The sequence below is a fragment of the Natrialba swarupiae genome, from assembly GCF_008245225.1.
In the GTDB taxonomy this organism is placed as follows: domain Archaea; phylum Halobacteriota; class Halobacteria; order Halobacteriales; family Natrialbaceae; genus Natrarchaeobius; species Natrarchaeobius swarupiae.
The window spans coordinates 141652-149377 of record NZ_VTAW01000008.1; the positions used below are offsets into that span (position 1 = coordinate 141652).

Genomic DNA, 7726 nt, shown 5'->3' on the forward strand with positions numbered 1-7726 from the left:
CGTATCAGCTCACGAATAAGCTCGAGGACGTTCACCCTGCTTCCGTTCGATCCGGTTGGAAGGCGAGATGGTCAAAACGCTTATGTGCGTTCGACGGGCTCTCCTGAAGCCATATGGATGACTACATCGAGTGATCTCCAGCTATTAGTCGTCGGTGACGCCGTGCCCTCGGCGACAGAGACAGCGTTTTCGAGAGCGGGCATTCGACATCGTCCGGTGGCACCCAGTGACGATGCGGTTGAGCCACTGGAAACCGGCGACTACGACTGCGTTCTCGTCACGGCCACTCTCGCTGCTAGGGACGACCACGCCGCGATCGTGGAACTGAACGAACAGTTCCCGGACCTCCCGTTCGTGGTTCGGATCGGGCCGGGCGACGAATCCGTCGCACGAGAGGTTGTGACGACAGGGAAAACCGACTACGTCCGTGCGAGAGATCTCGAAGAACACGGAGATCTCGTCGTTCAGCGGATCCGGACTATCGTCGCCGCGAATCAGGAACACTCCGAAGTCAGCGACGTCCACGAGCAGGTCGCAAACGCCGCGGCCACGCTCACGGCGGTACAAGATGCGACGACAGATCTCGACCGCTCGGCCGAAGCAAAGATCGGCGACGTTCTCGAGATCGCCGCGGAACGACTGGAGTATCCGATCGGATACGTCACTCGCATCGACTCGGGGACCCAGGAGATCGTCGCTGTGACCGGCGATCACGACCTACTTCAACCTGGCGCGACCGATCCGCTTGGCCAGACCTACTGTCGAAAGACGATCGAGAGCGACGAACCGTTCGTTCTCGAGGACGCCCGCGAAGAGGGGTGGGGAGACGATCCAGCGTTCGAACGGTTCGGCTTACGCTGCTACGTCGGGGCTCGGATTACGGTCGGCGACGAGGTCGCCGGGACGATCTGTTTCGCGGACGAGCAGCCACGGGAGACGCTCGTCGGTGAGACACAGCAAGCGACCGTCAACGCACTCGCACAACTGATCGGCTACGAACTCGAACGCGATCAGTACGAAGCCGCCCTCGAACGTAGCAAGCGTCGGTTTCAGAGCCTGTTCGAACGGGCGCCGGACGGGATCCTCATTCACGACACCGACGGCCAGATCACCGACGTCAATCGGGCAGTAGTCGAAGCTCTCGGTTACACCGAAGACGAACTGCTGTCGATGAACGTAAGTGACATCGAAGTCGGTATCGACCGTGATGACCTCCTCGAAGCATGGGGGTCGCCGCCTGGGAGGGACCCACTCTCCATCGAGGGTACTCACCGTCGAAAGGATGGCTCCACCTATCCCACGGAAGTGTGGGTAAACGACATCGAACTCGCCGGAGAGACACGATTCATCGCGACCGCCCGTGATATCACCGAACGCAAGGAGCGTGAGCGCGAGCTCGAGCGTCACAAAACGTTCGTCGAGAGCAGTGACGACATTCTCACGCTGATCGATACCGATGGGACGATCGAATACGTGAGTCCGGCGATCGAACGGATTCTTGGATACGAGCCTACCGACCTCGTCGGGGAGAACGGATTCGAGTACGTCCACCCTGACGACCGTGACTCGAGTATCGCAGACATCGAGTGGCTCGTGGAGGCGTCGGACGAAGAGATGGTTCTCGAATTCCGGTTCGAGTGTGCGGAGGGTGGGTATTGCTGGATCGAATCGTCGGTGCGCGATCTCCTCGACGATCCCGATATCGGCGGGATTTTGCTGAGCAGTCGGAACATCACCGAGCGCAAGGAACACGAACAACAACTGTCGGCCCTCCACGACTCGACTCGACAGTTCATCGATGCAGACTCGAAAGAGGAAGTCGCCGAAATCGCAGTCGAGACTGCAAGCGACCTCTTCGGATTCTCGTTGCCGTCGGTGTGGTATCCAACCGACGACGAGAGCGAACTGGCACTGGTCGCGAACTCGGCCGAACACCAACAGCTCATCGACGAGGCCGGTGCGAACCACCCGTCACACCCACGGGACAGTTGGATCTGGGACGTCTTCGAGAACGGGGAAACGGTCGTCCGAAGCCCGATCCCGCGTGAGGACCTTGCCGCGGACGTACCGCTCCGGTCGGCAATTATCCTTCCGCTCGGTGATCACGGTCTCCTGGGTTGTGCCGCACGAGGGGACCTCGAGTTCAGCGATCGCGAAGTGAGAGCGACAGAAATACTCGCCCGAAACATGCAGGTCGCCCTCGATCAGATCGAGCAGCAAACGGCTCTTCGGCGCCAACAGGAGTTTACCGACGACCTGCTCGATTCGATCGAAGACGTCGTGTACGTCCTCGATACTGACGGCGATCTACGCCAGTGGAATCGAGCGTTAGGATCAGTGACGGGGTACGGCAGCGAGACGATCGCGTCGATGAACGCCGCCGATTTCTTCGCTGGTGAGGACACTGAAAGGGCAGCCGAAGCTATCGAAGAGGGCTTCGAAACCGGCCGTACCCGGGTCGAACTGGAGTTCGTTACCACCGACGGCGAAGCGATTCCGTACGAGTTCATCGCCAACGTTTTCGAGAATCCAGACGGTGACCCCGTGATGGCCGGAATCGGACGTGATCGAACAGTTCACGTCGAGTACGAGCAGGAACTAGAACGGTACAAAGAACTCGTCGAGAACGTCCCCGTCGGGATTTATCGAAACACCCCCGGGGACGACGGACAGTTCGTCGAAGTGAACCCTGCGATGGTCGAGATGTTCGATGCCGACTCGGAACAACACCTACTCGATCAACCGGTCAAGGAGCTGTATACCGATCCAGACGAACGTGCGGAGTTTTCGGAGCGACTCGAGAACGAGCGGATCGTCAGTGAACAAGAGATGCAACTCGAAACGCTCCCGGGAGATCCGTTCTGCGGGTCAGTGACCGCGATCGTCTCGGAGGCCGACGGGGAGACGTACTTCGATGGGGTTGTTCAGGACATCACTGACCGAAACGCGTACGAACAGGCCCTCGCCGAGCAGCGCGACCGACTCGAGATCCTCAATCAGGTGGTGCGCCACGACGTTCGTAACGACATGCAAGTGGTGAAAGGGCGGATAGGAATCCTCGAGTCACACATAGATGAGGAGGGGATGGAGCATCTGAAGGAAGTACAGCACGCGACAGAAGACGTCATCGAGCTAACGGAGACTGCGCGAGACTTGACCGAAACGATGCTCCAGGAACAAGAGCAGCTTCAGCCAGTCCGCCTCGATCGCTATCTCGAATCGCGGATCGATACCGTCCGTTCTACGTACGACGACGCCGTCGTCAGAACTGACGGCGTTCTTCCGGACGTGTCGGTGATCGCCGACGACATGCTCGAGGCGGTTTTCCGAAATCTGTTGCAAAACGCCATCGTCCACAACGATAAAGAGATACCCGAAGTGACGGTCTCTACGCACGTCGACGAAGGCCGCGTCCGCGTACGGATCGCCGATAACGGTCCGGGCGTTCCCGACCACCGGAAAGAAGCAATCTTCGGGAAAGGGGAAAAAGGGCTCGACAGCCCTGGGACGGGTCTCGGCCTCTATCTGGTCGACACACTCGTCGATACCTACGGCGGAAACGTGTGGGTCGAGGATAACGATCCCGAGGGGGCCGTGTTCGTCGTGGAACTTCCAACCGATTCGGATCACGCCTGATACGGATTACTGTAGCGATGTACCGGTGAGACCACTGTCCGGGTCGCGGTCTCACCGAAAATGATCTACAGTAAACCGTATGAGACGGACCGCCAAGCGGTCGCGTGGCAGTTCGTCTCGAGTCCCCTTCCACGGCGCCAGTTGGATACTCGTTCAGCCGAAAGCGAGACGCTACCCCAGGTCGTCAGCTCGTTCGTCCTCGGAGGGGGTCGCGCGGCGATAGTAGCGAACCCACAGACGCTGAAGCGGCGCGATCAGTATCGGGACGAAAAACGCGGTGGTGAGAGAGACCGTTGCGACGGCGATCGAAAGTACGAACACCGCAGGCGAGATCAGACCCCGAACGGCGACCAGACGTTCGGTGCGGGAGTCGATCGAGTCGTCGGTGAATCCGGCCCTGGCGGCGTAGCTCCAGGTCGCGGTGAGCAACAGTCCGACGAGAACGAAGTTGGCCGCGTACAACGTCCAGGCGAACTGGGTCCCGTACAGCCCGAGCAGTTCCGTCGGATACGGGAGAAACGAGATCGAGAGCAAAAACAGGAGGTTGAGCCACAACAAGACGCGGTCGTGGCCCACGATGTATCGAAAGAGATTGTGGTGGATAATCCAGTAGAGACCGACGACGAGAAAGCTCAAGAGATAGCTGATCAACAGCGTCTCCTGATCCGCGATCGCCCCCGGAAGCTCCGCCGCGGAGACGTCCGGAACGTCGAACTGCAACACCAACAACGTGAGGACGATGGCGAACAAGCCGTCGCTCAACGCCTCCATCCGATCCGTTCCCTTCCCGCCGAGCGTCTTGATCATGCGGAGCCATCCACCCGAGAGAACGAATAGCCACGCTCGACTCTCACGAGGCGGACTCGAGCGTCTCCGATCTCGGCCTCGAGAACGACCCCTCGCATCGGTCTCCCCGAGACGAATCTAATTCGTTAAATGGGTTCGGAGGGAAGCGAGGGTATGCAGGTCAAATCCCGACACCACCTCCGAAGCGACGCCGTCTCCGATATCGAGGAGACGCTGGCCGAGCAACTCGGCGTCTCGCCCGAGGGTGACGCCTACGAGCGCGTCGAGTTCGAGGATACCGACTGGGAAGTGATTCTCATCGACGGCGAGCCACAGGTCGCGTACTTCGACGAAGAGCCGTTTCTGACCGTTCGAGGAGCGAACGCCTACGAACCAGACCATCGCGTCGTGACGGTCGACGCCGGTGCGATCTCGTTCGTCAGCGACGGAGCGGACGTGATGCGACCCGGGATCACGGAGGCGACCGACGACATCTCCCCGGACGATCTGGTCGTCATCGCGGAGGAATCCCACGGCAAAGTCCTCGCGGTCGGCCGTGCTCGAGTCGACGGATCGGAGATGGTCGGCGAGGAGGGAAAGGTCGTCGACTCGTTGCATCACGTCGGCGACGACCTCTATGACTTTTCGGGCTAACTGAGACGGGTCACTGTCCGTCAGTGCCGACGCAGCCGCGACCCTGGGGATACACCGGAGGATCGAGAACGCGCTGCGACGGTCAGTCGACGCGTTCTGTCGAATGTGACGTCACCGACTCCTCGTCGATCGGGAGCCGAACGACGAAGACGGACCCTCTCGGCTCGTTGTCTTCGATCCACACGTCACCGCCGTATCCTTCGACGAGCGTTCTGACGAGATAGAGTCCTACTCCGGTCCCCGGGCTCTCGAGGCCCTTCTTGCCACGGCCGAAGACCTCTCTCTTCTGACGGTCTGAGATACCCGGACCGTCGTCCGCGACGGAGACGAGGACGCTGTCGTTCCGACGGTCGATCGAGACCTCGACTTTGGGCCGGTCGCTGTCGTTGTGGATGATGGCGTTCTGGACGAGGTTGTGGAGGACTGATTCGAACATCTCGTTGGCCTCGATCGCCACGTCGGACCCCAGTCCGTAGACAGTGATCTCGGCCCCGGCGTACCGGGACCGGGCGCTCTCGACGACGGACGTTACCGTCTGGTGGACCAGAACCCTCTTCAACTCGGTCTCGTCTTCGGACATCGTCGCGGTCAGTTCCCGTGCCGTCGTCGTCAGATCGATCGCCTCCTCGGCGGCCAGCAACACCGCCTCGAGGTGCTGATCAGCGTCGCCGTCGACGTGGTCAGCCAACAACCGTCCCTGTCCTCGAACGACCTGCATGTGGTTGCGAAGATCGTGGCGGACGACCTGGTTGAGCACGGCGAGTTGGTCGCGCGTTTGCTCGAGTCGACGGTTGCGATCGCGTTGGTCAGTAATGTTGCGTGCGGAGGCGATCAGCGAGGTCGGCTCGCCGTCTTCGTTCGTGACTGGACGAATCGTTCCACTGATCCGTTCGTTTTCGCCGTTCGTCGGATCGAGATTCGTTTCGTATCCGACGTACTCTCCGGCCGCGGCTCGTTCCACCCACTGTTCGACCTTGTCGGCGACGTTTTCGGTCCACCAGGACGTCTCCCAGAACGGTTCGCCGACGACTGCCGATCGATCCTCGTCGACGTACGCCATCGCCGCTTGGTTCGCCTGTAGCAACGTGCCATCGAGGTCGAGCAACGCGACGATCGTTTTGGGGTCGTCGAAGACCGCCTCGAAGCGTCGCTGGTTCCGCCGGCGCTTTCGTTCACCTTCAGTTCGCTCCGTGATATCCGCGATGAACCCCTCGAGCGCCGCGAGATCACCGTCGTCGTAGATACCCCGTCCGCGTTCCCACACCCATCTAGTGGATCCATCAGCAGTGGTGATGCGGTACGTAACTTCGTATGGCTCTCGAGCGTCGAGTGTGTCCTGGACCGTCTCCCAGGTTCGTTCCCGGTCCTCCGGGTGAACCACGTCATCTCCCAACGAGACGTCTCCCCGTTCGAACGCGCCAGCAGGGTAGCCGGTGATCTGCTCGCACTCGCCCTCGATGCGCTCCATCGGCCACCCCGGTTCGTTCCGACACCGGTAGACGATGCCGGGAAGGTTGTCGACGAGCGTCTCGAGTCGGCGGTTTCGTCGCTCGAGCGTTCGTCTGGGTGGGTGTCCCACGGCAGTTCGAATTCGAGTCGCCAGAAGCGAACTCGATCCGTTCGCGATGTAGTAATCTGTCGCCCCCCGCTCGATCGCGTCGGCTGCGATCGAACGATCCGCCGGCTCGAGAGTGACGATACACGGAACGTCAGGGTTCCCCTCCCGGAGCATCTCGAGCGCCTCGAGACAGTCGACCCGACCGTGGTGCGTGACGACGCAGTCGATCCGCGTCGACTCGTCCGCGAGAACGGCGCGGCCTGTCTCAGCAGTCGGCTCGAGCCGAACGTCGAATCCGTCACCGAGACACAGCGACGAGTGGTCGGCACCGATGACGAGCACTCGGATCGGATGCTCAGGCATCAACGTACCCAGAACAAGGTTCCAAAATACAAAACCATATTGATGTTCTTCCGGAAATAGAACAATTACCCTCCGATAGTAATACCGCCCGCACTCGGACAAGTACTGGCCCTATCCGAACGAATTTGCCGATAGAAATCCCTAAACGAGATAGACAAATATGAGACTATAGTGGATTTTATAGAACAAAGTCGTATTATAGGAACGTTCGTAAGTAGCTATTTCTACGTCACCTGATTGAATCAACGAATACGAAGATATGGTTATTGAACAGTTCGAATGAGTCCCCGAAGAATATCAACGGCTGTAGGCGTGGTTGGTTGTTCGTCTTCATGGTACGAGCGGAGAGCCAGCGTTGTACCTAACACCGTCATTCCAGCTGTCATTTATGACACGCTCGGTACACGTGAATCGATGGCCTCGGCACTCATGTCTCACAATCTATCCATAGTGAATGTGCTTAACAGCCCTATCGAGTTCGTTCAGTCCGTAATTTGGGAATTCTTCATCTTCGATGCTTGGCGTCTCAGTCCGCATATGTCGCCTCATCATCAAATAGAGAGAATAACTCCTCTTCTAGCTCACTACGAAGTCTCTGAGTATACTTGTGGAATGCCTCCGTCGGCTTCGGAATCGGCAACTCAATTAGGCTCAGTCGATCACATCGATTTAGAGAAAGTGCCTGCTTGGAGAAGGTGTGCAGCCTAGCCAAGCAGACAGCGAGATAGA

5 protein-coding genes are annotated in these 7726 nt (G+C 59.2%); 2 read left to right on the top strand and 3 right to left on the bottom strand.

Annotated elements, in window-relative coordinates; genetic code table 11:
• Positions 1-216: 216 nt before the first annotated feature.
• Complete coding sequence (locus FYC77_RS08535; protein ID WP_162354505.1) at positions 217-3636, top strand: PAS domain S-box protein; 3420 nt, start codon at positions 217-219, stop codon at positions 3634-3636.
• 171 nt (positions 3637-3807) lie between these two features.
• On the opposite strand, the gene FYC77_RS08540 is transcribed toward FYC77_RS08535, so the two are convergent.
• Positions 3808-4443 carry a TMEM175 family protein gene (locus tag FYC77_RS08540; protein ID WP_149081078.1) on the bottom strand — a complete coding sequence of 212 codons (636 nt, stop codon included), beginning with the start codon at positions 4441-4443 and terminating at the stop codon, positions 3808-3810.
• Between the two features lie 153 nt (positions 4444-4596).
• Here FYC77_RS08540 and FYC77_RS08545 point away from each other — a divergent pair, with 153 nt between their 5' ends.
• Positions 4597-5076: an RNA-binding protein gene (locus FYC77_RS08545; protein ID WP_149081089.1), complete on the top strand. Its 480-nt coding sequence runs from the start codon at positions 4597-4599 to the stop codon at positions 5074-5076.
• 82 nt (positions 5077-5158) lie between these two features.
• Here the strand turns inward: FYC77_RS08545 and FYC77_RS08550 are convergent, their stop codons facing one another.
• Both FYC77_RS08550 and FYC77_RS20655 read right to left on the bottom strand, forming a co-directional pair.
• Positions 5159-6997 (bottom strand): ATP-binding protein, encoded by a 1839-nt coding sequence (locus FYC77_RS08550; RefSeq protein ID WP_149081079.1) that lies wholly within the window; start codon positions 6995-6997, stop codon positions 5159-5161.
• A gap of 526 nt (positions 6998-7523) precedes the next feature.
• On the bottom strand, positions 7524-7726 hold a 203-nt coding region (locus FYC77_RS20655), incomplete at its 5' end, for a hypothetical protein (RefSeq protein WP_238386849.1).

Excerpts from the sequence above, each read along its gene's own strand:
- FYC77_RS08540 (WP_149081078.1), bottom strand. The coding sequence starts at position 4,443 with ATGATCAAGACGCTCGGCGGGAAGGGAACGGATCGGATGGAGGCGTTG.
- FYC77_RS08545 (WP_149081089.1), top strand. The coding sequence starts at position 4,597 with ATGCAGGTCAAATCCCGACACCACCTCCGAAGCGACGCCGTCTCCGAT.
- FYC77_RS08550 (WP_149081079.1), bottom strand. The coding sequence starts at position 6,997 with ATGCCTGAGCATCCGATCCGAGTGCTCGTCATCGGTGCCGACCACTCG.